Here is a 24,697-nt window from a genome sequence, read left to right as displayed (position 1 = left end):
TACAAGTGAGTTTAACGGTCTACAATTTGGATATCCTTGTTTTCCTGCACCGTGAACCGCTCTATGTTGAAGCCCTGCGGATTAGCGTCTGACCTTACCGAGTTGACAAGGAAGCAGGAGGTCACCAGGCTGCGCATGGTCACGTTGCTGCTGCGGATAATGATCTGGCGGGCATAGGTCCGGGCAGAATAGGGATAGCGATCGAAATGGCAGACGACACTATCGACCTCTATACGTTGCTGAACGTTACCGCTGATGATGCGGTTGTAATACCCTTTTTCTGCCAGGTCCTTGTAGTAGTCGAATGCGCTTTGGTCTGCCATATCAAAAGCCCGCTTCATGTTGCTCTCTATGGCGTTCTTATCCGGGGCCAGCGTGAAGAACAGCTCGTGAAAGCGTCGGACATGTTCGCGGGCCTCTACCGGCCTGTTGATCGATGCATCCTGCGATAATGCAAGCATAAGGGACTTACCTTCGTCCAGGACATATATCTTTTGCCGCTGCGCATCGGCAAATTGATAGGACTTCCATACAGCATAACCGGCGGTACCCGAAACCAGCACTGAATACACAATGGCGTAGAGCCGAAGCTGGCGAAAGCTATTTTCGATATTTCGGAGCGTTTTAAATTCCATGTTTAAGGGATTGATTATTTTTTCAAAAGTTGCCCGGTAATATTGCCTATCACGGCGCCGGCACCGGCGCCGGCGACGTTGCCGACCTTCTGCGCCATCTGCCCTACGTTACGGTTATAGTTGCCCATGCCACCAGCCTGGATCACCCAGGAAGTGACCGTGGGTATAGTGAAATATCCGACAATGCCGATGATCATGAAAATGATGTATACTGTACTTGTGGCATCCGGTATGAACGTCGGGTCAGAAAGATTCTCAATATCTTTTTCCAAAATAAGGGTCTGTATCTTCGCTAGCATAGTGCTGAACAGATCGGCCACAGGTAACCATAGGTAAACGCTGATGTAGCGATTGAACCATTGGGTAAGGGTCGATTGAAAGCCGTCCCAGACAGCGATGGCAAAGGCTATCGGCCCAAGGATAGAAAGGACGATCAAAAAAAATGTCCTGATGGTATCGATGACCAGGGCGGCAGCTTTGAACAGCACCTCCAGCAGCTGCCGGAAGGCATCTTTGACGCCCTTCTCCAGTTTGTACATACCTCGCTCGATATACATGCCGCCCATGGTCGCCATGTCAGAGGGTGACCAGCCCAGCTCACTGAGCTTTTTGTCAAATTCCTCGTCGCTAACCAAATAGGAGGTTTCCGGGTTGTGGAGCATAGCCTCATATTCCAACTGGTCCTTTTTCTGCTGCAGTGCATTGAGGTCCAGAACCTGTCCTTCCAGCATGACATGTGTCCCCTTGACCACCGGGGATAATACCGCGTTAACGGTACCGAGAACAATGGTGGGAAAGAACATGATACATATGCCAATAGCAAAGGGCCTCAGCAAAGGGAAGACGTCGATGGGTTCGGCGCGGCTGAGCGCCTGCCATACCTTTAGGGACACATAAAAAAGAGCCCCCAGGCCGGCGATGCCTTTGGCGATGGAGGCCATATCCGAAGACATGGGCAGCATCTCGTCATACAAGGCCCGCAGGATCTCGTGCAGGTTTTCGTACTGGACTGTAAGTAGTGTCGTTTTCATCCTTACCAGTATTTTTGCTGAGCGGTTCCATACAGGTCGAGCACCTTCTGCGCGTCGTTCTTCCGTTTTCCCCGCAGGTAGCTGACGGAGATATTCTTGCGGGTATAGTAGCTGACCAGGTTGTAATAGTCTTTTACCTCACCATATACACGGTCGATGACGTCCATGCGCTCCTTGTCATTGAGCGATAGGCTGGAGGAGTTAACGATACCCTTTAGGTCATTTAAGAGGTGGGAGCTTTCCTGCAGCAGCTTGGAATATCCAAACGCGATGGCCGTCAATTCCTTGGTAGTGAAATTGGGGTCTTGCATCATCTTGTTAAAATTGGTCACATACACCTCGCCGATGTCATGGACCAGAAGCACTGTCTGCTGCACCTTCCGGGCGTCCTTAATCAGGTTATTGACGGCCTTTAGCTTATCGTAATACTCCTTGCCCTGGTTGAACACTTTTTCCACTTCTTTGAAATTTTTCAGCACATTAGAGACGGTGGAAGAGGTCTGGATAATCTCGTTGGCGCTGTTGATAATGCCACTGATCAGGTTTCCCGGGTCGGTAACAACGAATTGAGCGCGTGCTGGAAGGATCGCTACTAGACAAGCGAACCAGATGAAAATGATCCTTTTCATTTTTTTTGTTTTTAAAGGTTAAATAAAGATGTTGTTCAGTGTCGCTATACCGCACGCCGCTGTGCTGCGATCTGTTTAATTGCCAGCTCGATATTGCCGCTCAGTTCGGCGGCCAGCTGCATGACTTCGTGCTTTTCCGATTCTTCTGTAGTGTAGGCCAGATATTCTTCCATGCTGACTTCAGTGGCGTATACCGCGGATTGGGTACCGCCCAATCCGATCCAGACCTCCTTATAGCGCCGGGAGGGATCGTTGTTGAGATTAATGGAAAGTATCTGCCCTTTTTCCTTGTCGGTCAGGCCCAGCATGGCTTGTATGGCATCGAACTTATTGAGGTATTTACGCTGGTCCAGCAGGATCTTACAATCGCTGTTGTTGATGATACTTTCTTTGACGATCGGAGACTGAATGATATCGTCTACTTCTTGCGTGACCACAATGGCTTCACCGAAGAATTTCCGGACGGTCTTAAACAGGTACTTGATGTAATCGGCCATTCCTTCTTTGGCAATGGCCTTCCAGGCTTCCTCGATCAGGATCATCTTGCGGACGCCCTTTAGCCGGCGCATCTTGTTGATGAAGGATTCCATGATGATGATCGTCGTGATGGGGAACAGTACCTTGTTATCCTTGATCGCATCGATTTCGAAGACCACGAAACGCTTGCCCAGCAGGTCCAGCTGCTTATCGGAGTTGAGCAGGTAATCGTACTCGCCGCCACGGTAAAACGGTTCTAAGACATTGAGGAAATTGGCGATATCAAAATCCTTTTCCCGGACACGCTTATCCTCCAGCAGCTGCCGGTAGCTGGTACTTACATACTCATAGAAGCCGTCAAAATTGGGATGTATGTTACCGCCCTTTATCAACTCGATGTATCCCGTTACCGCATTGGAAAGCGCCACCTCCTCCGAACGGGTCGGCGGCTCATCATCCCGCTTCCAGAGCGTGAGGATAAGCGTCTTGATGCTTTCGCGTTTTTCGATATCGAAAACCCCATCGCTCGTAAAAAAGGGATTGAACGAAATGGGATTATCCTCCGTATAGGTGAAGTACACGCCGTCCGCACCCTTTGTCTTTGATTTGATGAGTTCACAAAGTCCTTGGTAGCTATTGCCGGTATCCACGAGAAGGACGTGCGCGCCCTGCTCATAATACTGACGAACCATATGGTTTGTGAAAAAAGATTTTCCTGATCCAATTGCCAGGGCTTGCCGGGTCACTCAATTAAGAATGACCCGGCAAGCCCCGGATGGGCCTAACACGAATTTATTCCGGTTGGTGATGATGCCACGTTTCATGGGCAGGTCCGACAAGTCTAAATGGACGGGATGGCCTGTCAGTCGGTCCGCCATCTTGATACCAAATGGTGATAAGGAGTCCTGGTAATTGGTTTCGCCGGTAAAGAAGCACAGCGCTGGTTCGATGAACGTATAGAAACTTTCTTCTGCCGGGAAGTCGCCGGCGTTGCCCGGCATCGCCGCCCAATAGAGTGTAGCCGTGTCCGTGGTATTGTGCCGTGGCTTGCATTCCATCAGCGCCAGGGCGCTGCCGGTATCGTTCTTTACCTGCCGCAGCTCCTGGGGGTCTTCAGCCCAGCTGATCACATTGAAGTGCGCCCGGATAGAAGACAGGCCATAGGAATGCGCTTCGTTAAGGTACTGTTCGATCCATTCCTTGTTGATCTGGTTGCTCCGGCTATAGCGGGACAGGGAGTGCATATTCTTGGCCGACTTTTCAAACTTGCTGAGGTTTTGTTCGGAGTTGTCCAGGAACAGGTACTGGTTGTAGATATGATTACAGCTTAGTAGCAGGCCCACCGGGGAAGCAAAGGATAACCTGCAGTCCGTCCGGTCTGTAGACAGCTTCTCAAATCGTCCGTCCGCTGATACAGTGCCGGGCAGGTCGTCGGTATCCGATAAGGTATGCAGGGAAAGCCGCTTGTTACCGATGCGGACTTCCTCTGCGCCAAGAGAAAGGTCCTGCAGCTGGGTGCCCTTATCTCTCGATAAGGTCAGGTACTGATCAAGCAGGCCTTGTTTATCTGCAGTGCCGATGATATCATCTTCAGGTATCTTGCTTAGGTGAACAATACCGGAATCGTTGATGATCCGTTCGAACTGGGCTACAGCCTCCATGAATCTGCGTACCGCCTCCTTATCGCGGATATCCTTCGGAATCAAGGTGCCTTTGCAAAGGCTGGAGAAGTTGGACTGCATCCGCATCCGCTCCTTTGTCGTCTTGGTAAGGAACAGGTAGCAGGCATGACTCAGGAAGGGGCGCTCAAAAAAGTGTCGTTGGTACGACAGGGAAAGAAAACTCAGGTCGTCGGCCGAAAGATCGGCACCATAGGTTTCTTTCAGGAACCAATCCTGCTTATGAACAATGGTATAATCCGGAAGCGTTTTGATGGCTTTGTGCCAGGTAGAGTGCATAGCCTCATATTCGGGTGAGGCGACGGTGAAAAGCTCCGGTAAGCGGACGGAAAAGCATACGGTGATATCCGCATCTTTAGATATGATGCAATTATTTTCTACTGCCAGCAGTGGAAACTTACTTTCCAGCGTAGCAGCCTTAGCTACATTTCTCATTTTTGAAAACAGTTTTTGGGATGGTGAAATGGCGGGGATATGTGTTACTTCAATTTTGGCCCGGACTTCCTTGACGGATCGGGGACGGATATTGTTTTTGCCTGTTGGATCTTGTTACTCACCTCCACCCAGGTAAAAAAATGCAAATGCGGCGGGAGGGGTTCGCATGGTTTGATCACGGGTAGTTCATGGGGATAAGGGACAACTTTGCGGTCTGTGTCAAAGTATATCCCCCAGTCCTTTTCATGGACGGTGTAATCCCCTTTCCCGATCCTGTTCCAGGGATTATCGACCTGCCAGAGTTCCCCGTTCTGCTCATGCCAGTGGAAGGGTATGCCTGCCAGCTCCACCCTGGGCAAGCTATCGGTCGGTAAGCTGCGGCCTGCCTCCTGTAGTCCCATTATAGCGCCTTGGTTGTCGTAAAAGCCCAGCGGCCGAAGCCATATATATTCATAACGCTCGCCTTTGGCTTCAGTCCAATTGGACGCTTTAACGTTTCGTATTGCCTTATCATAGAGTAGCTCAAAGTGATCCTCTACAAAAAGCATATTCCAGATGGAAATAACGTTGTCCTTTTTTTGGGTATCAATTAGCTGCTGTCCATAAGCGTCGACAAAGAATTTTGCGCCGGACAGTTCGATGGTGGGCAGCTCGCGGCTGGGTTGTTTCATACTATCGGAAGTTTTTTTGCGTTAGGGGAAGTTTTAAGGTAGCGCCGGACAGGCTTACGGCAGATGATGTACCGGGGGTGTTTCTTTTTCGCCGCTAGCTTCATCAGCCCATGCTCGCCATATTTGCGGTTAAGGGAGAATGTCTTCCAGACGATCAGCGACGCGCCGGCGGCTCCGATCACCAGGCAGAGATAGGTATTGGCTCCGGCCATGTAGAGGATCATCACCAGGACAAGGATGGCCAGTAGGCCACCGCCGAAGACGAACAGGTACTGCGCTTTCAGGCCTTTAAATTCTACAGTACGGCCAATGCCCTTATTGATGTTGAAAGTTGCCATAGCTGCGCTTAGAGGAAGAATGAACGGAGGATGGTAGCGGCAACGATCAGGAAGATACAGGCGCCGAACCAGGAGGCGGCCGTTTTTCCGGTATCGGGGTCGCCGCTGCTGAATTTGTTGTACACCTTTACACCACCAATTAATCCGACAACCGCGCCCACGGCATAAATGAGCTTGGTGGCAGGATCAAAGTAGGAGGTGACCATTTGAGTAGCTTCATTAATACCGGCGGCGCCGTTACCTTGCGCGTATGCTCCTGCTGTCCACGCCAGCAGCGCGCCGGTGAGTAAGATTTTCTTTTTCTTTCTTTCCATGTTTAGCGATTGTTTGTTGCGTAATGCCCGACAGTGCGGGGTTTCGCAGCAAATGTGCAGTGGAAAGGGAGGCTCTACAGGGAAGTGTCGCTCAGAGGAATTGTTTGGCAGCGAGAGGTCGTGTAAAAGCGGATGCCCACCTGTGACGGACTACCTTAAATGAAAACAGGACGACTTTGATTACTATATTTAAGGTTGATTGAAAGCACCGTTTCAATTTATAAGTGCTATATTAGAAGAAGAAATGCCTACGATGCACTACATTACCTTAGACACCAATACCTGGATATATCTTGCCAACGGGACTGAACCGGCCAGGCTACTTCACTATATAAATGAAGAAGTAGACAAAGGGAATATTATCATTCTTGTACCGGAAACTATATTAGCAGAGTGGGATGACCATAAGGATAAGACCGTTAGGAAAGGCGCTAGAAAACATGTTCAGGAAGTGCATGACTCCTTGGAGAAAATAAAAAAGCTATTTGGTGCCAAGCAGGAAAGCGATTCCCTCAGTTTCTTACTGGAGGAAAACAATGATCGACCCTTCTTTGATGATGTTATTGATAGCTTTCAAAAGAAGAAAAATGATATCGACAATGCGGTCAATAGTAATATACAGCTAATTGAGAATTTGCTGAAACAAAAGTCGACAGTAATCTCCGCTAAGGACAAAATACATGTGAAGTGTGGTCAATTTGCTTTAGCGAAGAAAGCGCCGTTCAAAAATAAGAATAGCTATGCCGACGCATTAATCATCTTTACCCTCCTGGATTATGTAAAAGAAAATGCTATAAAGAATGCTTTCTTTATTTCCTATAACACAGAGGACTTTTGCGAGAAAAGCAACGGCGAGAAAACACTTCATCAGGATTTAATAAGCGAGTTTAACGATGCGGTCTGCCAGTATTACAAAACCGTGGGTGAAGCACTAAAGACCATAAAGAACGATATCGTATCCAAAGAGGAACTAAAATTGATCAGGTATTGGCAAGAGCAGCCGGAGTCAGATGACGACATAGAGTTTTGCCAACTCTGCTGTGAGGATCTTGAAAGATTGAGTGAAGTATACTACGGGGCGCCCAAAGATCTTACAGACGAACGTGGTAAAGAAAATAAGATCGCGGCTGGAGAATGTGATTGGTGCAGCACTTTACACTTTAAGTGCGTGGACTGTGGTACTGTCAATATTGTAAGGGATGAAGAGTATGAAAAGTCGAAAGAATGCGAAGGGTGCGGTCTCTTGTACGTTATACATCGTGAATGTGAAAAAGGTCAAATAGTAAGCTTGGAATACACGATTCCCGAGGTTAAGATTTCTTGCGCAAGATGCGGAGACAATTTCGCCCCCGAAGACATGGTAGAAAATCTTTGTGCTAATTGTGAACAGGAGTACGCCTACGGTGAAAAATAGGATTATAAAAAGCTGAAGAATTCGATGTCCGGAATGCCTCCGACGGCTACAACCAATGTCGGACTTGCTATATCCCCCACGGGCTACAAACTGCGTCCATGCCTGACCTTAGGCTTTGAGTGAAGTGGTGTTTTCTCTTTGCCATGAACGTTTTGGCGATGCTCCTTTTTTATCCTGGCAATATTGCGTTTGATCAGCCCTTCAAGACTGGTTTGCTTCCAGCTGATTTCATTAGCAGTAGAGTGCATTTTAACGTTATGCACTTTTAAGAAAGTCATAGGCCCTAAGCGCCGATCTACCCAGTATCCGAACGGATCAAGCTTTTCCAGGCTTGGAATCATAGCAGCCTTCAGATCTTTTGGGTAGGCAATCATATTTCGAAAATCCAAACCTTGAAAGGTACGCGTGACAGGATTGAAAGGAATGATCCAACAATCGGCACGCTGACTGAAGTATTGCGCGAAATTGATACCTCTAAAGCAGATATCATGTTTGTCAGAGGCTCCTTTCAACGACAAACGGCCTTCGTCGGCATGAATCCGAAATGTGTTGCCACAAATATCAATGGTTGGGAGTTGACCCGCAAGCCTTTTCCGGAACGCTTCCTGATCGACCATGACCTCAAAATCACTTTTCCCTTTGATTTCCTGAATTGTAAGGCCGTATTTTCTTGCCATCCCTGCAGCGTCCATAATTACCAATGGCGGCAGCTCGACACGTACTACATGCCCCGAGTCCATGAAAGGGTTAGCTATATATTTTTCCACTTTACAGTAGTCGAAGCTATAGCCGTTCCCGGTATCCTCTATATCTGCAATAAATATTTTATTTTCAGGTGCCTGCTTTTCAAAAAACAGCATCTTGTCTGTATTGAGCACAAACTCGGTTCCGCCAAACTGCCTTACCGGCAAATTCATATCCATTGTTCGCTCGTATTTGTCTGATCTAAACCAGATAAATTGTTAAATAAAATTATTGATATCGAAGGCGTTACTATCGTAACTCCGCATAATGGAAGAACTGGAATCTGTTTCCTGCGCCAGGTGCTTATCCAGCATCTCGGCTATCCTTTCAGAAGCATTGTCGATGGATTCCACCATCAGGGCTAACAGATCGGTCCCCTGTATCCGGTAAGCAATCCCAGCGACTTGTTCTTCCCTGGCTGAACTGGATGACTGCTGCCGGAGCACCGATCCCAACAGGCTTAACTCTTCAAAGGTAACCCCCGTGGCTAGGCCGTCCTGGCCTTCCGGCTGAACATCCAATCTCCACTCAGCTTCTTCCTCATCAAGGTCTACTTCCGGTCCGAAAATTTCGTCCAACTCTTCCTGCGGAACTACATCCACGAAATAATCCTCATTTGGATCTGTATCGAATGTAGCCGTGTCACGCGAGGGAATTTCAGATTGTCTTTGAATGGCTTCATTAGGCGGCTCCTGTCGGTTCGCTACCTTGGCTGTGCCCATGATATCAGGCAGCGGCGGTTGCTGATACGCGGCCGGTTCACTTTGCCTCCCAGTCTTTAACGTTGTTACTCTATCCTGCAGGAGTAAGAATATCACGACCAGCAGGCAAAGGAGGATCAAGATTTCCAGGATCATAAGCATAAATTTAAAATAGAGGTTTAGTATGGTTGTCGAAGTCTTGTAGAATAGCCTTCTCAAAGATCTCGAAGTGGTGCTGAAGTATATTATCCAGGAAGGCATAAAGCGGAATCCGGTCTCCGCCGATTACCTGGACTATCCGGCATAAGCGTTCATGGTACTCCTGCCGGATATAGATGCTTTTTTCTCCACGCTTTGTCATCGTATGGTGCTGCAGGAAGCGGTCGCCATAGTTCCCCTCCAACATTCTTTTCCCCTTTCCCCGTTCGGCAGGTTTTGGCATGGTCGCCCGCAATTCAGCTACAGGCTCAGGCGCTTTTGCCTCCGGAGCATCGACCGGCTTTGCCTCTCCTGCCATAAGGGACATGAGGTGCGCCTCGTCAATGTTGGTTTTCTTACTATTTCTAGTATCCATTACTATTAGAATTTTGCGACCTTTAAAAGTTCTGTTATAAACAAATCCAACTTACATCCTTTCATCAGCCGCGTATTGGCCGGCAGTAAAGTGGAACGAAAAACGGTCCTGGCAGAATCTTCGACCTCCTTACGGAAACGTTTACTATCCGTAATAAAAGATTCCATCAGTGACAAGCCCAGTTCCGAAATAACGCTTTCGTACGCCTGGTAAAGTGATGATTTTTCACGGCCATCGACCTGGTTCCAGAACAGGTGGATCGTTTCAATATTGGTGTTCCCTTTTTTCATCAGCACGTTTACTAATACATCGATGAAGCCCAGGGTACTTTCGACAACCACACGGTCCGCGGTGATCGGTGCAAAGATGTGATGGACGCCGGCCAGCGTCGTCAGCACTCCTGGCGTATTAACTGTACCCGGCAGGTCGAAGAAGATCGCATCGGGCGGTACGGCGGAAGTCGCGATCAGCTTCTCTGCCTCCTGTAGCACATCAGTTGCCCGGCACGGGATAATCGGGTAAGCTTTTTTGTTCAGGCTGGTGAATTGATGATGGGCCAGCTTCTTATAAACTTCATTATGCATTACTGCCTTCAGGTCCCTTTCCCGCATTCTGGAAAGGCTGAGCTGCGGATAGTCGCAATCGAAAGCAGCTACGTTGTAGCCTAAACGATAATGCATTTCGCTGCAGGCCATCGCCGTAAGCGTCGTTTTGCCAGGGCCGCCCTTTTGCGTCGAAATGGCGATAAGTTTTGTTTTTTGGGATGCGTTCATTATTTGTGATTTAAAAGGTGTCTCGTATGCTTCCTGCAATCCGTCGGGCGTTACCGGCTTGCGGCGCGCAGTCTTGATGAATGATCATCAGGATAGCCGTACGTATAGCCTGCCGGCTCGCTGCTTGTTTTGCTGGATATCAGGCAGGGTATCTTTTTATCCGGATAGCCTTTATGCCTTCGGGCTGTCCAGACAGCGCTATGTCTTGATCGCCCGTATTCCGGCAATCCTGCCGTACTGGCTTCATGCTTGCCTGCCAGCAGGCAGGGCGTCCAACGGTCAAGTTGTATCGCATTCCTAAATGTTGGATTTCCAGCCGGCCGGCAATCACGCAATCAGGCGTGCTTACAAGGGCAAAGTTGTTTACAAAATGTCGTGGAAAATGAATGTGGTTGAACTTGGCAGCCGACGGCAGTTTATGGCATTGGTAAGGGTGGCCTGCCTTCTGTATGAAGGGCTTTATTTTGCATGGAAGCCCCGACCAGGCAATGTTGCGTGTCTGGTCGGACACACAACACTGAGAACGGCCTTCGGGCCGTTACTACCGCTAGACCGAATCCGTCCGCAGGACGGATTTTCCTTTCACCCGAAAGGAGCAAGTTGTGTTTTGAGCAGCTGCGAACCCTCTCCGCTGCTCAAAACCACTTGCCCTGCCGGGAGCGGAAAACACCCTCCGAAGTCGGGGTTTTCTCAACATAAAATCAAATCATCATGGAAGAGCAGAAGAAGCGAACCAACAACGGGGGGCGCCCGCCAAAAACAAACCCGGCAGTGATCCGGTATTCCATCAGCCTGACGGCGGAAGAAAACATCCGTTTCCTCCATCTATTTGCCGAGTCCGGTATGCGTGTGAAGGCACATTTTATCACTGCCTGCGTTTTCCAGAAGACGGTTAAGACGGTGAAAATAGATAAGGCGGTAATGGACTATTACATGCGGCTTACCAATCTATACAGCCAGTTCCGCTCCGTTGGCGTGAATTACAACCAAGTCGTAAAGATCCTCTACCGCAATTTTTCGCAGAAAAAAGCCGCTGCGTTTCTATTCAAACTGGAAAAGCTAACGGCGGAAATGGCCGCCTTATGCCGACAGATCATCGAATTGACGGGCGAATTTGAAGCGAAATACCTCAATCAAACCGGCCAGCCATGATCGCGAAAATTGCACACGGTGAGAATATTACCGGTGCCTTGGAATACAATCAGCGGAAGGTCGAGCAGGAAAACGGGACTGTTTTGTTTACAAGCAAAATGGTGGAAAGCCTGGATGGCAGTTTTTCTGTTGCGCAGCTGAGACGGTCTTTTGCTCCGTACCTGTTGGCTAACCGTAAAACGGAAAAGCCAGTTATTCATATCTCCCTGAATCCGGACCCGCGTGATAAGGTCAGCGACGAGGCATTTATAGAAATGGCGCAAAAATACATGCAGCATATGGGATACGGCGAGCAGCCGTTCGTTGTATTCAAGCACACCGATATCAACCGCGCCCACTGCCACATTGTTACTGTCTGTGTAGACGAGCATGGGAAGAAGATTCCCGACACCTTCGAGCGGCGGCGGTCTATGGAGATTTGCCGCTCGCTGGAACAGCAGTATGGACTGCAGCCGGCTACCGGGCAGCATCAGCAAACCGACGACCGCCTCTTTCGGTCCGTGGATCACCAGAAGGGTGATATAAAAAGCCAGATCGCGGCTGTGGTCCGCTATCTCCCTGAGCGGTACCACTTCCAAGGATTGGGAGCTTACAACGCATTGCTATCACTGTATAATATTACCGCAGAAGAGGTAAAAGGAGAATTGGCCGGCAAGGTCAAAAGCGGACTAGTTTATATCGCCCTCGATGGGGAGGGAAATAAGGTAAGCAATCCCTTTAAGGCGTCGTTATTTGGTAAAAAAGCCGGCCACGCTAATATGGAGGTACATTATACCCGCTCAAAAGCGGACATGAAAGAAAGCGATGTGCGCAGTGAAACAAAGCGGACCATTGAAGTGGCCCTCCATAGCACGAAAGCGGAGGCCACGTTCAAACAGCAGCTGAAGGACCAGGGAATCGATACTGTGATCCGCCGCAGTGCCGAAGGGCGCATCTATGGTATCACCTTCGTTGATCACACACATGGGATGGTATGGAACGGCTCCCAGCTCGGTAAGGAACTATCAGCCAACACGTTTAACACGCTATGGCTAGATACATCCCTGCAGCAACCTTCCGGGAAAGACGAACTGCTTCCAGGCGGGCAGCCACCCGAACCTGTTAGACCCATAGAAAGCCCTGACCCGTTCGGATTTTTCCAGGAGGAGGTACCCGCCGGTATTATTGACTTCGAGCAGTTGATTGAAGGGCTGGGCGGCTGGCTTCCTGAAGCAGGGGCAGAAAGCATGGAGGAACTTCAGTTTTCCCGAAATATGAAGAAAAAGAAACGCAGAAGACAAAAGCCGGAGATGTAGCCTAAATCAAATTATCTACCTTACTAATTCGCCGGGACATTTTTTTTCAGACAGATACCACTTTGTATTGAGTTCATTGTTTATAGAAGATCAGCGATATTAATTTCTTACATAATTCTATTGATCACGAACTAAATCCTCATTTTATGTATAAACCGAGGTCACTTGAAAGGTTGGAAGGAGAATCCGAAGAAGACTACCGTTTACGACTCCTGAAAGGTGTTTTTGGAGATCTCCTAAACCGAGATATCAATGACACGAGCTGTGCCGCAACGCAAGCTGATTTAGATGTAATAATAAACGACGTTGAGTTCCCGGAGGAAGTAAGACAACGAGCTCAAGAAATGAAAAACAGATACTATGGGCAATAAAATTCGGGAATTCACCGATGACGGTATACTGGTTACATTGACCATGTTGGATCATAGCCATGTTGACTTATCAATTCGGATGCGGATAACGTATGAATTGAACGGTTTGAAGATAACAAAAACTGCCTATCCGACTGGAAGTGAGCAGTTCCCCGGACTAGGGACTCCACGGGATCAAATTAACGTTGCGAAAGCCCTACGCCGCTTTGATGAAGCCTACATGCGTTGCGGAGGGAGTCCTGATGGAGTCAGTTAGGGGTATCGGTAGACACCTGGGAGGCTTCCTTCCTCTAGGGATAATTTAAAATACTGAATTCAAGAGCGGGCTGAATGCTATTTCAGCCCGATACTAGAGATAATGACTGGAGTATCGTTTTCTTTGCCTGCTATTGATTACTGGTATTCGTTAACAATGCTAACAGTGGCAATATGCCGAAACTGGCCATTAACCCAACGAATAAAATAATTATATTATGTTGTGGGTTTGTTTGCTATGCGGAAAATATTTCTACTTTGCGTATCATTATTATCTTACCAAAATAACCATCCCTAACATGTTACATTATGAAAGAGCTTGTTGTAATCCTTTAGTTGCTATTAGCCCACTCACGTTCGGTTCTGGTCTCAAACCGTATTGACGCTAAACTATCTCGATAATTATGATGGAAAGAAAAGCGCTCGCCCCATGGAACAAATACAAAATTGGCGCCGTGCCGAACGGAAGATGGCAAAACGAAGACTGCCAAAGCCTGGAGAAGGTTTATCATGTTGCTCACCTTAGGAACGCCGTTAGAATAGTAGAAGATGGAAAGATCAAACAGGGACTGATCTACGATAAAAGCAAGCTAAATACAAGTAGGGTTTTAGTAGTCTGGCTTTCGCCTAATAGGTGGTATAACGGATCGCGTTATGGGAATATCTCTTTTGAATTTGATTTTACAGAACTCGTTGCCGGGAAGAAGTACTATTGGGTAGAAGTAATGAAAGAATATACGCCGCACGCCAGTAGGATACTAATTACCTCCGAGGATTTTGACAGCATCCTTACACCATATGACCCTACTCAAGGCGACGGTCCCTGGTTTTATGATACGGAAAGTAATAGCCATTATTGGAACGGTAAATACTGCCTTGAATTTATGTTTTCCAGGGATTTACCACTGGATATTTCCCAAGATGTGAGCTTTATTGACCATCATAGAACGTATTGTAACATGAAGGATCATGTTTGCGCTGATCAATCAATGCCCAAGGAAGATGTAAATGCCCGCTTTATCGCTTATTTGATAGCTGGTACTGATGCTATTGATACTAGACTTTTTACCAGGAAATCTTTAAGGGGCAGTGCGCCGGCCGAAGCCTTTCAAAGCGGGATGGAACACATCGTTCAGCTGGGCGCAAGGCCAAGAAAAGAAAAGCGCTGGGGTGAATTGCTGGCAGTCGACGACCTGGCTATTGTTACCGCAAAAGCCGCATTGCTTTTCTTGTACCAGGATAAAAAGATAGAGTTCAAAAAAATGGTAAGGCAGTTTGCCAATATTGACGAGTTTATTGGGTGTCTCAAGGCAATTGTGATAGAGAAATTCGGAGTCGATAAACCTACATTAAGGTTTTTAGATGACTGAAGTTTCTGATGGGGCAGGCGCGCAGGATTTATGGCGCGCTCGTGCCGCTTGCAAGACTGAATCAAATAAAGGTTTTCTCGCCGGAATCAGTTGCGGCAATAAGAAATTGGAGTAAATGAAAGTAAAATAAATATGCCGGGTATCAAGTAACAGAGACGCCACTTAACTCGTCAGTATCGCCATATTCTGCTATCTTTGCTGGATGCAAAAAGAGACAGCACAGCACCGGGAGGTTCTTGCGGAGATTGCGCGGCTTAAGGAATTTTTCGAAACAACGCCGATCTTGTTGAAAGAATGGAAAGAGGGCGCGATGATCGTTAAAGATATTCCCGAATTTCTTAAACTCGAATTGCATGCTGCTGCACATTTTAATCCCAAGCATCCCTTCAACCCACCCCTTAAGCGTCTTCTTCAGTTTGAGATTGCTGTTAGAAATCAAATTATCTCCCTTCCCGTGCAGGGTTCAGATCAATAATAATATACCGAGCGACAGGTATTGCAACGCGGACACTTCCCATAAGGCGCAGCAGCGGTCGATGCCAATGTATCGAAAAGCATACGTATCGCTTAGCCTTTCAAGTGCTGCGTCCGACACCACGGCATTCCTGAGTAAAACCCATTAACCGGCCGGTGAAAAACCTCTACTTTTCCTCGTGTCTTAGTCCTGTGGCATGAAGAGATATGAACCGTGTGGTATGAGGTGCCTTTCTTTAAGAGAAATTAATATCAACGAAAATAATGCATAATATTCTATAATTCAATGGAGGGAAGCTGAAATTTAGTATTTTTGATATTCCACGATCAAACATGTTACATCGAATAACCAATATCGTCGCATGAACGATTTTTATGACATAAGTGATAGTCAGGAAATTCCAGACGTCTCTCTACAGCTGGAGAACCTCGGCGAGCAGCGGATCTTTATGACTCTTGGGAAGTCTTCAAGGGATGGCTGGGGTGAGCGTGAACATACAAGCCAGCATTATTATACAAAGACCACGGCGGAAGACTACGACAATCTTTTCGCTAGTCGAATATCAAGAACCAAGCCCCCTTATGCAGTTGAACATTTTTTGGATCATCATTTTCAATGCTATCTGAAGCGGTTCCCGGGAGCGGAAAAGACTTTTTTCAAACATATTAAATTTGTTGTCCTTCCCATTTTGCAAAAGGGAAAGCACACTGTTTATGTACAGGTAGTGGAAGAATGGCTTGATGATAAACAAAATTACAATCCTGCAAAAGCCTATCTGACGGCAAATGAGAAGCTAGATAAAATACTGGAGTTTCTAGCTGAAAATCCTGTCAGGGTTAACATTAACCCTCATACAATTCATGAGGAAGTTTTCGGGAAGAATATTACGTTCCAAGAAGCGCAGGAGCTGCATCAGAAGCTACTCGTAAGTGGGAAAGTACGGGTCATCGGACACCGTTATATTGCGCACTCTGTTGAAACGGATACTTTTTTGCAGTACGGCGGTTTTTCGCGCGGCAGCAATACGATTGCAAACTCTTTAACTCAAACCAAGGGCATTAGTATGATAAGTAAACCAAACCCGCAAGAACAGGGAGACGTATTTATATCTTATAGCTGGGACAACGAAGCGCACGAACAAAAAGTCGGCGCCTTCACCAATCATCTCCGCAAAAATGGATTCAATGCACAAATCGATAAAATGATCAGCCAGCAGGAAACTGCGACCAACTTCATGAAGATGATGTATAAAGCTATGTTCGGTCATTCGAAGGTAATCGTTGTGCTTTCTGCAGGCTACAAGCTGAAGGCAGATTCATTTAGAGGCGGAGTCGGAGAAGAGTTTCAACTATTGATTAACGATATCAATCAAAACCCAAGAAAATATATTTTAGTGAGTTTTGATGGCCGACCCGATGAAATTATTCCTTTCGGCCTGCAAGGGAGGGAAATTATTGATCTCTCTCAGGAAGACAGCGATATGAAATTATTCAGGAAATTGATGGATGAACCCGAATTTGTCTTCGCTCCGGTATCTCCGAAGAAGCCGACAATTGAGCCGAAGCAATTCGGTAGCTTCAGAGCGGCACTGGGACCAACAGCACCCGCGCTAAGCATTGTGGCGCCATACGTAAAATGGAAGCATTCGAGTGCCTTTCAGGGGCTGTACAAATCCATTTCGTATGTGCTTTGCCCACAATTCAAAAATGTATCCGATAAAAGTGTCGAGGGATTTAGCTATGAAATAAAACTCCGGCGAGAATTGGTGCCAGAGCTGAACGAGCGCCCAGATGAGGAAGGAAACCTTATTATACGGGGAGAGTACACAAAAAGAGTCTTTCCCGGACAAACGATCAAAGGCGAAGAAATTCAAATTGAAATCGGGCATCAAGTGCTCCAAAATATCCTGGGAACGGTTGTCACCATTACCATATTTTCTGATGATGGAACCATACTTTCTGAATTCCCGATCGACGACCTATTTAAAGTTCAGCCAGTTAACCAACCGCATCTTACTGCGGTACCGTTAACAAGGGGCCTCTTTCATTAACTGGCGTGATTTATTGAAATACCGTTTTCCTTTTTTCATAAAATGTTCCTATGAGATTTGTAGAAATTATTCGAAGTTTAGATAAGTTTATATCATTTATTAAGGGAGCTGTAATTCTTGTAGCTGTTGGCGAAGCCATCCTTGTAATTCTTATTGGCGTTGTCTCGAATGGCATAAGTTCTGAGAACCAGACTATTAGAACCTTTTCACTTTGGAGTCTCATTTTCCTGGCAGTAGCCTATCTCTTCTTGCTTGTTTTGAAAACAATCTATAACAAAACATTTCCTGGGTCTATAGTCAACGAGCTTAAGTCAGAGCGAGAACTAACTGCATTAAAAAAAGACGCAGACAGACAAAAAACGATAAGCGACTTTCTTGTTACCGTTATGGGTGCGCTCAATGGGCAAACGTGCGCATTAAATTATGGTGATGAAACGCATTTATGTGACACAGGTATTAAGGATGGGATATACGAGTTGGTAAAGCCTGCAATTGATAATATTAATTACATTCTTGATACCACAAATACTGGATTTACAACTGGTGTTTATCTGCAGGATTACTGCGCCTTAAATGGGAATATCGAAAGCGGCATCATAACTATAACCGATCAACTTGGAAAGAGCACGTTACTGGCAAAAAATTTACTTGATAAAATTGATGCACGAGGCGAAGAATTAAGCATCCAGACAGCAATAAGGGAGAGCCTTAACGATATCAAATTTGTAAAAAGGAATTATTCTACCCAGAATGGCACAATCTCTATTTTTTGTACCCCTATTCCGTTAGCCTGCAATGAAGAAGAAGTTAATGGTGTATTCTTTGTCATTGGCAAAGCTGTTGAAGTGATACCGGCAGATACAGAATTGAATTTAAGTATATTCAACAGGGTTATCTCCAACTGGCTCTACCGATATAACGAATGCGTTAGCCATAGAGTACGAACCCACGGCCCCATTGCGGAGGAAGCTGCCTAAGTGAATATCATTATTTTTGCCATGAGCGCGAGGCATACCTAGGGTTTTCGCCTTTTCAACATCGCCCCAGTAAGAAAAATTCAACTTAGTAGTAAGCCTGTAGCAGCAATATGCTGCCACGGATTTTCGCCTTCCAATTAGCCACCTGGGTTAGAAATCAAATACTCCTCTTTCTGTGTCAAGTTCAGATATATAGCAATTTAAGCGCTGTATTAACCACCTTAGAGACTCCAGCCGCAGGAATAGACAATACCTTTATTGGAATACTTACTGTGAACTCAAATAACATAGTTGTTACTGAAATCAACACGCTAGTGTATTGGCCATCGACAATAAATTGCTGTATCGTTAATTTTAAGGAATTTTCTAACAAGTAAAATTAGACCAAATGAAAAAACAGCAGCTATTTATTCTCGTCATTGCTGGCTTATTGGCCACAGCAGGATGTCGACAAAAAACGCAGGTAGTACCGTCTGAGGGCTCCGACACACCACAAACTTCCAGTATTATAAATGGACCCGTTACAGATACGATAAACTGGCATCGGGATGATCTAGGCAACATTCACAATGGGGGGCTGGATACCCTAAAATCTCTTCCTTCATTCCCAGCTGTTCCAATGGCTCAGGCTAGGCCGGTGGTACAAACCTACATCTCTTCAAAAGGCCTCGGTCCCAACTACGCATTTGACGGGCAAGTATACAACGAGGTACTCACAAATATTCCTAGCGTCGCTCAACTGAATGCAGAAGTTTACATAGATCAAGCATACAACAACGGTCGTATCAACAGCAATCAGCGCCAAAGCCTTTTACAGTTAAATAATATTCTCAAGGGAAACAATATCGATAATATTTTAGTAAATCTAGTTTCCTTTGAGTCCAGTATTCTAAGTACAAATACCTTAACGCAAAATGAAAAGCTACCCATAACAGGTACGATAGCAGTTGCAAAGGCAAGTATTGCTTACTGGAAAAATGTAGTTAACAATAGTAATAATCCTTGGCATACCACGCCCGGTGGGACTATTTCCCTAATGTCGGCGGTATCCTCATCCTATTGGGATGCTTGGGGATGGTGGATGGGGTTCACAAAGCTAACAGACGCGCAGTTAGATAATATTGCCGCGGCTTATAATGTTCAACTTAACTTCTTTACCCGGCTCTTTGTTCGTTACAAAGCAGGAGAGATACTGGCCACTGTTATGAGCGCCCTGGCGGAAGCCGGGATTACCATGTAGCAGAATCTAACAAACGATTCGATTATATTGTAGAGTGTTGGGCTGTGTTATTGGACAGCCCTTTTTTTGGGTCCCCGAGAATTGCCTTGATAAAAAGCAACGTGACCAATAGAATAGGAATATAGTGTTTTCGATGTATTGGTATTATCGCCGGCATAATCTGTGTTCTTGTAGTTGTTCTATGTTTTTAATCATCATGTGGTTAACTTAAACTAGTGATTAAGCCAGCAGCAGCAATATACTGCCACAGACTACCACCTCCTCCTTGACCTCCTGCATAGCCTGGAAATTGATGGCTCACCATCAAATCGTTCCGCTATGCAAGGAGAAGATAATACCCAGGCGTTGGCTAAGATAATGGCCTTTCTTCGCGCCGTTAGCATCCTGTTGGTACTGATGCACCTGTACTGGTTCTGCCACAAATTCGTCCGCGAGCAGCACATCACCTTGGAAGTGGTCAATAAGATTCTGGTCAACTTTCAAAAAACGGCAGGGCTATTCTCTCACACGCTTTATACGAAAGCATTTGCGGTGTTGCTCCTTGCCCTGAGCTGCCTCGGCACAAAAGGGGTGAAGAACGAAAAAATCACCAAGCCGAAAATATACACGGCACTGGCTTTTGGCCTCGTACTGTATTTCCTGAACACCCCGCTGCTGAAACTTTCGACGAGCGAAGGAGCGTTTTTTTACGCTGGTACCCTCGGCGCCGGTTACCTATGCTTAATGGTAGCCGGGGTCTGGATCAGCAGGTTGCTTCGCCATAATCTTATGGGCGATGTGTTCAATAATGAGAACGAGAGCTTCCAGCAGGAAACCAGGCTGCTGCAAAACGAATACTCGATCAACCTGCCGACAAAATTTTACTACAAAGGGAAATGGAATGCAGGGTGGATCAACGTTGTCAACCCTTTCCGGGCAACAATCGTGCTGGGCACGCCTGGTTCCGGCAAATCGTACGCTGTTGTTAATAATTATATCAAGCAGCACATCGAGAAGGGGTTTAGTATGTACATCTATGACTTCAAGTTCGATGATCTTTCCACCATTGCTTACAACCATCTGCTGAAGCATACGGACAAGTACAAGGTCCCGCCTAAGTTCTACGTTATCAACTTCGACGATCCCAGGCGGAGCCACCGCTGCAACCCTATCAACCCCGCTTTTATGACCGATATTTCTGATGCCTACGAGTCCGCCTATACGATCATGCTGAACCTTAACCGTAGCTGGATTTTGAAACAGGGCGATTTCTTCGTGGAGTCGCCAATTATCCTGCTGGCAGCCATCATCTGGTTTTTGAAGATTTACGAAAACGGCAAATATTGTACTTTCCCGCACGCCATCGAGCTGCTCAACAAAAAGTACGCAGATGTATTCACCGTCCTTGCCAGCTATCCAGAGTTGGAAAATTATTTATCGCCATTCATGGACGCCTGGCAGGGCGGCGCCCAGGACCAGCTGCAGGGCCAGATCGCCTCCGCGAAGATCCCACTCTCACGGATGATCAGCCCGCAACTGTATTGGGTAATGACGGGCGATGATTTTTCTTTGGACATCAACAAACCTGAGGAACCAAAGATATTATGTGTTGGCAATAACCCCGATCGGCAGAATATCTACTCTGCAGCATTGGGTTTATATAACTCTCGTATCGTTAAGCTGATCAACAAAAAAGGCCAGCTGAAGAGCAGTGTCATCATAGATGAGCTGCCGACCATCTATTTCCGTGGCTTGGACAACTTAATCGCCACCGCCAGGTCGAATAAAGTCTCCGTGTGCTTAGGCTTCCAGGACTATTCGCAGCTGACCCGCGATTACGGCGATAAGGAAAGTAAGGTTATCCAGAATACTGTGGGCAACATTTTTAGTGGGCAGGTAGTCGGGGAAACGGCGAAGAGCCTGTCAGAACGCTTCGGCAAGGTGTTGCAGAAAAGGCAAAGCATATCTATCAACCGCAATGATACCTCTACCTCCATATCCACGCAGCTGGACAGCCTGATACCGGCATCAAAGATCTCCACGCTGACACAGGGTCTATTTGTCGGCGCCGTCGCCGATAACTTTGATGAACGGATCGAGCAGAAGATCTTTCATTCGGAGATTGTAGTGGATAACGATAAGGTGGCCTCTGAAACTAAAGCCTACAAAAAGATACCACAGATACTATCCTTCACAGGTGCGGATGGACAAGACACTATGAAGCAAGATATCGATACCAACTACAGGGGGATAAAGCAGGACGCTGTGCTGATCATCGAAAGCGAAATGCTCCGCATCAAAAATGACCCGAACCTTCAGCACCTGGTCCAGCAGGGGTAAGCACTGGCGGAATTACGTATCGCGCATAAGTAACTGCCTAGCTACACCGGTGGTATTGGGGTAGAAAATTGTTTCCATCATTTTACAGCAAATTTCGGGCTTCTCCGTCGACTGCAGCCAAAAGATTCCGGCATAAACGGTTCCCCCCTAAAGGAACCCCCATTTATTCCGTGTTCCTTTTGGCTTTACGCGCATACCAGTGCCACGGCCGGTCACCGGAAAGCCCGGTATGGTGGGCATAAAAATAAATGTTCACCATTAAAACGTAAAATTATGTACTACGAAGCAAGAATTCACGAGATCATTGAAGTAGCCAGTGCATTAGCAGCAGCAGAAAAAATCAGGAGCGAAAGCATGTATACCTATCAGGTAATGAAATGGACAAGTAAAGACGGAAATTATTACATGTATGCCGTGCCAGATGGGCATTTGGATGAAATGCTGGCGGAGCTGGCGATCTTGCGGCAGGGCAAAAATCAGGATGACGCGCCTTACCAGCAGGTAGAATCCATTACGAACGGCTGGATCGACGACACTGATATCCTGGCACGACATCTCCAGGACGCTGAATCGTCAACGATAATCATGAAGTCAAATGCGCAATTGATTATTGACAAGCCCAAAGGCGATGAGCAAGCGTCGTTTACCTGTGGCTGCTGTGGAAACTGGTTCAAGGATAATGTGCAAAAACAGCTAAAGTTCGATCAGGACGCCGGTTACGGTATATGTGACCGTTGCCAGCAGTGGTATTAGCGCCAAGACCTTATGGTGTATAGGTTAACCATATTTTTTTAGTCAACTTCCGGGTAGACAGTTTTGAGATCGTTTCATGAGCATTTGCTAACACCCCAGTGATAACAAATTAATTTTTTGCGAATATAATAAATTTTCATAGTTTTATTTTTGTTTGATTTCTAACCACTTTCAAATCGCACATAATTGTATTTAACCCTTTTTAAAATCTTCGAGTATGTACTGTAAATCTAAATTGTCGCTTTTGACTGCCTTCCTTGTTGCCCTGTTTCTTGTTGCCTGTCAGAAAAATGACAGTCAGCACACAAACTCACTCAGCCTAAAGGAAGAGTCAAAAAATTACTTCGATGGAGAACTGGCCGGCCAGCAAGTGGGTAAGACCCTCGGAGAAAATAACCGGTTGGCCTTCACCTTTTACGCGGATTGGGCAAAGGCCGAAGAGCAAAGGATCAAAGATTATGAAGTCGTGATCGTCCCGCTTGTCTTTAGGGAGCGGCAACCGTTTTCCTGGAATGAGGACAAGACGCAAAAGAATTACCTTGCTGAACCTTTTTTAGCATTTTACAAAAACAGCGTAGGAAAGATCGTAGCGGAAATTGTTTATAAATCTCCAAGCAACAGCTCAGCTAAGGGTAGCTTCGATGGAAATATCCTGGTGACCGACTGGTCAGGAACAATAAAAAGAAGCTTCAGGTATAATAATGGTGCCCCCCGCAAGGCTACCATTTCGATCAAGACTTCCAGCCCCGGCGTAAAAACCGAATTGAGCAGCTGTATTGTTATTGACTATTACCAGGACGTATATGTCGGCGGGGTAAAGATGAATACAGAGTACCTGTACAGCAAATATGCCTGCGAGGATGAAGGGGCAGGTGGTGGATTGGGCAGTGGTGGTACCGGTAGCGGTGATACCGGTGGTGGCGGCGGACCGGATTACAGTCCTGTAGCGCCGGAATCAACATATAGCGTCGATTGCAGCGCTATATCTTATCGTCAAACCGGGACGCCCAACTGGCAGGAAGCCGGTATCAGGAATATACGGCTGCAGATGGTTTGGGTGGGCGATCCAGGGTCGGGTAACCAATTGCCATTAACGATATATGTCCCCCAGGTTGTAGCTGGTTTACCTTTGAAATATGCAAATGGCACGGCAATATCACCTGGCGTTGCTGCATCTTTAACCGCACAAATGATAGATCTGGCAAAGGTATTTACATACCAAGAATTTGAATATGCTCCTTATCGTCCAGATGATGCAACGATCACGAATTATTTCAGAAAAAAGCTCAATGAGCTAATGGTGGCCAAAGGAGGAACAGCAGGAGTAGCTGGATCGAAAAGTCCATCGATTATTTTTAATGATGAGAAAAGAACTGGATGGTTCCCCTATGACTGTAAGTAAATTTATATTTAACCTGATACCATTCGGGACAATTCAAAAAGCAATTCGCTTAGCTTTTTTGGCGGTATTCTTGAATAGTCCCGGATTATTTGCTCAAAATATAACGAACAATAGCATGAGCCTTGATAAAATTGTAGGTAATAAAACAGAAGCGCTGAAATTCATAGATTCGGAAATGATAAGCTATGATCTACCCTTAAGCGATAAGATCAAATTGAACCATTCGCTATTGCTTTACCAGTTCAATAAGATCAAAGTGCAAAACAGGACGGGAAACGCCATTTTTGGCTTACCCGTCAACAGTGTATTCGCGTTTCAAAAGGACGCAGAAAATTTCTGCATTTACCTTTTAATTGAATTGGACCAGCATGACCTCGGCATCATCGCCCAAAACATCGGCTATGCGAACAATGTGACACAGGACGATTATCAAAATGGAGACTTCGATTTTTTGTCCTGGCACCTCCATGACATGGATGCAATAATTATAAAGGACAGGATGAGCAGTGGTGGCCAGCCAGGGAAAAGTAGCTTTATCCTGTGCCTCACAAATATGAAAATGAAAGATATCGTCTGCTCCGAAAAGCTGTTCGAACAGTAGAACAGGGCCTGCACTTCGGACT

The 24,697-nt window shown here is 46.4% G+C and carries 22 protein-coding genes and 1 pseudogene; 12 read left to right on the top strand and 11 right to left on the bottom strand.

What is annotated here, in order from left to right:
- Positions 1 to 11 precede the first annotated feature (11 nt).
- The 7 genes and pseudogenes from traK to B5D63_RS22525 form a co-directional block, all read right to left on the bottom strand.
- Positions 12 to 635, bottom strand: a complete 624-nt coding sequence (traK, locus tag B5D63_RS22555) for a conjugative transposon protein TraK (protein ID WP_078671094.1) — start codon at positions 633 to 635, stop codon at positions 12 to 14.
- 14 nt (positions 636 to 649) lie between these two features.
- Positions 650 to 1,666 carry a conjugative transposon protein TraJ gene (traJ, locus tag B5D63_RS22550; protein WP_078671093.1) on the bottom strand — a complete coding sequence of 339 codons (1,017 nt, stop codon included), beginning with the start codon at positions 1,664 to 1,666 and terminating at the stop codon, positions 650 to 652.
- 2 nt (positions 1,667 to 1,668) lie between these two features.
- A complete protein-coding gene (locus B5D63_RS22545) occupies positions 1,669 to 2,295 on the bottom strand; it encodes a DUF4141 domain-containing protein (RefSeq protein ID WP_078671092.1) in 627 nt (208 codons plus the stop codon).
- A 44-nt stretch (positions 2,296 to 2,339) separates the two neighbouring features.
- Positions 2,340 to 4,886: pseudogene (locus tag B5D63_RS22540) on the bottom strand (TraG family conjugative transposon ATPase).
- Between the two features lie 44 nt (positions 4,887 to 4,930).
- Positions 4,931 to 5,557, bottom strand: coding sequence for a hypothetical protein (locus tag B5D63_RS22535; protein ID WP_078671091.1), 627 nt, complete (start codon positions 5,555 to 5,557; stop codon positions 4,931 to 4,933).
- Positions 5,554 to 5,895, bottom strand: coding sequence for a DUF4133 domain-containing protein (locus B5D63_RS22530; protein WP_078671090.1), 342 nt, complete (start codon positions 5,893 to 5,895; stop codon positions 5,554 to 5,556). The genes B5D63_RS22535 and B5D63_RS22530 overlap by 4 nt, the downstream gene beginning before the upstream one ends.
- 8 nt (positions 5,896 to 5,903) lie before the next feature.
- Positions 5,904 to 6,209, bottom strand: a complete 306-nt coding sequence (locus tag B5D63_RS22525; protein WP_078671089.1) for a DUF4134 domain-containing protein — start codon at positions 6,207 to 6,209, stop codon at positions 5,904 to 5,906.
- Positions 6,210 to 6,408: 199 nt separating this feature from the next.
- Here B5D63_RS22525 and B5D63_RS22520 point away from each other — a divergent pair, with 199 nt between their 5' ends.
- Positions 6,409 to 7,623, top strand: a complete 1,215-nt coding sequence (locus B5D63_RS22520; protein WP_078671088.1) for a PIN domain-containing protein — start codon at positions 6,409 to 6,411, stop codon at positions 7,621 to 7,623.
- Between the two features lie 83 nt (positions 7,624 to 7,706).
- Here B5D63_RS22520 and B5D63_RS22515 read toward each other — a convergent pair whose 3' ends face one another.
- Genes B5D63_RS22515 through B5D63_RS22500 form a run of 4 tightly spaced genes read right to left on the bottom strand, consistent with a single transcriptional unit; the run spans position 7,707 to position 10,415 of the window.
- Positions 7,707 to 8,546, bottom strand: a complete 840-nt coding sequence (locus B5D63_RS22515; RefSeq protein WP_078671087.1) for a hypothetical protein — start codon at positions 8,544 to 8,546, stop codon at positions 7,707 to 7,709.
- Between the two features lie 39 nt (positions 8,547 to 8,585).
- On the bottom strand, positions 8,586 to 9,224 hold the full coding sequence (locus tag B5D63_RS22510; RefSeq protein ID WP_078671086.1) for a hypothetical protein: 639 nt from the start codon (positions 9,222 to 9,224) through the stop codon (positions 8,586 to 8,588).
- 10 nt (positions 9,225 to 9,234) lie between these two features.
- Positions 9,235 to 9,642 (bottom strand): DUF3408 domain-containing protein, encoded by a 408-nt coding sequence (locus B5D63_RS22505; RefSeq protein WP_078671085.1) that lies wholly within the window; start codon positions 9,640 to 9,642, stop codon positions 9,235 to 9,237.
- Between the two features lie 5 nt (positions 9,643 to 9,647).
- Complete coding sequence (locus tag B5D63_RS22500; protein WP_078671084.1) at positions 9,648 to 10,415, bottom strand: ParA family protein; 768 nt, start codon at positions 10,413 to 10,415, stop codon at positions 9,648 to 9,650.
- Positions 10,416 to 11,126: 711 nt separating this feature from the next.
- Between B5D63_RS22500 and mobA the strand changes: the two genes are divergently transcribed.
- The 11 genes from mobA to B5D63_RS22430 all read left to right on the top strand — a co-directional run bounded on the left by mobA (position 11,127) and on the right by B5D63_RS22430 (position 24,675).
- Complete coding sequence (gene mobA, locus B5D63_RS22495) at positions 11,127 to 11,567, top strand: conjugal transfer protein MobA (protein ID WP_143313040.1); 441 nt, start codon at positions 11,127 to 11,129, stop codon at positions 11,565 to 11,567.
- Entirely contained in the window at positions 11,564 to 12,862 is a 1,299-nt protein-coding gene (gene mobB / locus B5D63_RS22490; RefSeq protein WP_078671082.1) for a conjugal transfer protein MobB, read from the top strand. Before mobA ends, mobB begins: the two co-directional genes overlap by 4 nt.
- Positions 12,863 to 13,892: 1,030 nt before the next feature.
- Entirely contained in the window at positions 13,893 to 14,858 is a 966-nt protein-coding gene (locus tag B5D63_RS22475) for a hypothetical protein (RefSeq protein WP_078671079.1), read from the top strand.
- Positions 14,859 to 15,060: 202 nt separating this feature from the next.
- Positions 15,061 to 15,333, top strand: coding sequence for a DUF6965 family protein (locus B5D63_RS22470; protein ID WP_078671078.1), 273 nt, complete (start codon positions 15,061 to 15,063; stop codon positions 15,331 to 15,333).
- 361 nt (positions 15,334 to 15,694) lie between these two features.
- A complete protein-coding gene (locus B5D63_RS22465; protein ID WP_078671077.1) occupies positions 15,695 to 17,383 on the top strand; it encodes an SEFIR domain-containing protein in 1,689 nt (562 codons plus the stop codon).
- 50 nt (positions 17,384 to 17,433) lie between these two features.
- Positions 17,434 to 18,360 (top strand): hypothetical protein, encoded by a 927-nt coding sequence (locus B5D63_RS22460; protein ID WP_078671076.1) that lies wholly within the window; start codon positions 17,434 to 17,436, stop codon positions 18,358 to 18,360.
- 388 nt (positions 18,361 to 18,748) lie between these two features.
- Positions 18,749 to 19,600, top strand: coding sequence for a hypothetical protein (locus tag B5D63_RS22450; RefSeq protein WP_078671074.1), 852 nt, complete (start codon positions 18,749 to 18,751; stop codon positions 19,598 to 19,600).
- A gap of 318 nt (positions 19,601 to 19,918) precedes the next feature.
- Positions 19,919 to 21,919, top strand: a complete 2,001-nt coding sequence (mobC, locus tag B5D63_RS22445) for a conjugal transfer protein MobC (RefSeq protein ID WP_078671073.1) — start codon at positions 19,919 to 19,921, stop codon at positions 21,917 to 21,919.
- 273 nt (positions 21,920 to 22,192) lie between these two features.
- Positions 22,193 to 22,672 carry a hypothetical protein gene (locus B5D63_RS22440; RefSeq protein WP_078671072.1) on the top strand — a complete coding sequence of 160 codons (480 nt, stop codon included), beginning with the start codon at positions 22,193 to 22,195 and terminating at the stop codon, positions 22,670 to 22,672.
- A 217-nt stretch (positions 22,673 to 22,889) separates the two neighbouring features.
- A complete protein-coding gene (locus tag B5D63_RS22435) occupies positions 22,890 to 24,074 on the top strand; it encodes a hypothetical protein (RefSeq protein ID WP_078671071.1) in 1,185 nt (394 codons plus the stop codon).
- Positions 24,034 to 24,675 (top strand): hypothetical protein, encoded by a 642-nt coding sequence (locus B5D63_RS22430; protein ID WP_143313039.1) that lies wholly within the window; start codon positions 24,034 to 24,036, stop codon positions 24,673 to 24,675. Before B5D63_RS22435 ends, B5D63_RS22430 begins: the two co-directional genes overlap by 41 nt.
- Positions 24,676 to 24,697: the final 22 nt, after the last annotated feature.

Source organism: Chitinophaga eiseniae (genome assembly GCF_900167135.1).
In the GTDB taxonomy this organism is placed as follows: Bacteria; Bacteroidota; Bacteroidia; order Chitinophagales; family Chitinophagaceae; genus Chitinophaga; species Chitinophaga eiseniae.
This window is presented reverse-complemented; position numbering and strand designations above follow the sequence as displayed.